This is a genomic window from Rhodopseudomonas sp. AAP120, assembly GCF_001295845.1.
Lineage (GTDB): Bacteria > Pseudomonadota > Alphaproteobacteria > Rhizobiales > Xanthobacteraceae > Rhodopseudomonas.
Genome location: NZ_LJIC01000209.1, coordinates 1 through 2,169 on the forward strand (window position 1 = coordinate 1; position 2,169 = coordinate 2,169).

Below are 2,169 nucleotides of genomic sequence, written 5' to 3' on the forward strand. Positions count from 1 at the left end.
TGCTCTGCTCCCCTCCCCCTTGCGGGGAGGGGTCGGGGGTGGGGGTCCCCAGGCACCGTGCTCGTGGCTCCCTCACCCAACCCTCTCCCGCAGGCGGGAGAGGGAGTGCGCCCTGCTCTGCTCCCCTCCCCCTTGCGGGGAGGGGTCGGGGGTGGGGGTCCCCGGGCACTGTGCTCGCGTCGCCCTCAGCCCGGCCCTCTCCCGCACGCGGGAGAGGGAGTGCGCCGTGGTTGGGGCTTACGTCGCATCCCATAAGTGAGTAGGTCGCCGATCATGAATCCCTCTGCCATCGAACTCACGCACGTCGCCCGGCGCTTCGTCACGCCGGCGGGTGATGTGCTGTCGGCGCTCGAGGATTTCGACCTCTCGGTCGCGCCCGGTGAGTTTTGCGCGATCGTCGGACCGACCGGCTGCGGCAAGTCGACGACGCTGGGGCTGATCGCCGGGCTGGCGAAGCCGCAGGCCGGGCGCGTGACGCTGTTCGACGCGCCGGTCGAGGGCGTCGATCGCCGGGTCGGCTTCGTGTTTCAGCAGGACGCGGTGTTTCCCTGGCGCGACGTGCTGCACAATGTGATGGCCGGGCCGCTGTTTCGCGGCATGGCCAGGCAGCAGGCCGAAGCCGAGGCACGCGACTGGATCGCGCGGGTCGGGCTGAAGGGCTTCGAGCATCACCATCCGCACCAGCTTTCCGGCGGCATGCGCAAGCGCGTCGCGCTGGCGCAGACCTTCATCAACAAGCCGCAGGTGCTGCTGATGGACGAGCCGTTTTCGGCGCTCGACGTGCAGACCCGCGAACTGATGCAGGAAGAACTGCTGCAGCTCTGGGCCGAGGCGAAGGCAGCGGTGCTGTTCGTCACCCACGATCTCGACGAGGCGATCCTGCTGGCCGACCGCGTCGCGGTGCTGACCACGCGGCCGGCGCGGGTGAAGTCCGTCCACACCATCGACCTGCCGCGCCCGCGCGACGTCGCCACGCTACGCTACGACGAACGCTTCATCGCCATCGCCCGCAAGATCAGCGACGACCTGCGCGAGGAAGTGCTGCGCGCGAGGGCGGGGCAATGAGGAGGATCCAAGCCGCGCTCTCCCCCGTCATTGCGAGCGAAGCGAAGCAATCCAGTTCAGTGCACGGAGCTGGATTGCTTCGTCGCTGCGCTCCTCGCAATGACGGAGAGGCGGGCCGATGACCGAGATGACGGCGGCCGAACCGCTCGCGGTTCGCATGCGGCGGCGGGCACGGCTTGTATTAGCGCTGCGGCTGGCGGTGCTGGTCGTGCTGGTGGCGGGCTGGGAGCTGGGCGTGCGGTTCGGCCTGATCGATCCGTTCTTCTTTGGCCAGCCGAGCGGCATCGTGCTCAAGCTGATCGACTGGACGCAGAACGGCACCTCGATCGGGCCGCTGTGGAAGCAGGTCTGGGTGACGATCTACGAGGCCGGCGCCGGCTTCCTGATCGGCGCGGTGCTGGGCGTGCTGTGCGGCATCGCGCTCGGCCGCAATCACCTGCTGTCCGACGTGTTCTCGATCTACATCAAGGTCGCCAATTCGATCCCGCGCGTGGTGCTCGGCTCGATCTTCATCGTCGCGCTGGGGCTCGGCGCCGCATCGAAGATCGCGCTGGCGGTCGTCATGGTGTTCTTCGTGGTGTTCGCCAATGCGTTCCAGGGCGTGCGCGAGGCCGACAAGAACCTGATCGCCAATGCGCGGATTCTCGGCGCCAGCCCGTGGCAGGTCACGACCTCGGTGGTGATCCCCTCGGCGCTGTCGTGGATCCTCGCGAGCCTGCATGTCAGCTTCGGCTTCGCGCTGGTCGGCGCCATCGTGGGCGAATTCCTCGGCGCCCGCGAAGGCATGGGCCTCTTGATCGCCACCGCGCAGGGCTCGTTCGACAGCAACGGCGTGTTCGCCGCGATGATCGTCATCGCCGTGGTGGCACTCGCGGCCGAGTGGCTGCTGACCGCGCTGGAGAATAGGCTGCTGACCTGGCGGCCGGAGACGAACGTGCACGAGTAGTCGATAGCGGGCACTGAGTGCGTGGCTCCCTCACCCCAGCCCTCTCCCGCAGGCGGGAGAGGGAGCGCGCTGCGGTTGGGGAGAGGGTGTGAGCAGCAAGATCGACGAGTCGCTCAACGCGATGACTCTGCCGCGGCGCCCTGCTCCCCTCCCCCTTG

At 68.4% G+C, this 2,169-nt stretch carries 2 protein-coding genes; both read left to right on the forward strand.

All coding sequences use genetic code 11. From position 1 onward, the window contains the following. Positions 1-273 precede the first annotated feature (273 nt). Complete coding sequence (locus IP86_RS26835) at positions 274-1,065, forward strand: ABC transporter ATP-binding protein (protein WP_197280000.1); 792 nt, start codon at positions 274-276, stop codon at positions 1,063-1,065. A 118-nt stretch (positions 1,066-1,183) separates the two neighbouring features. Continuing rightward, positions 1,184-2,011, forward strand: a complete 828-nt coding sequence (locus IP86_RS26840) for an ABC transporter permease (protein WP_054165509.1) — start codon at positions 1,184-1,186, stop codon at positions 2,009-2,011. The last annotated feature ends 158 nt before the right edge of the window (positions 2,012-2,169 follow it).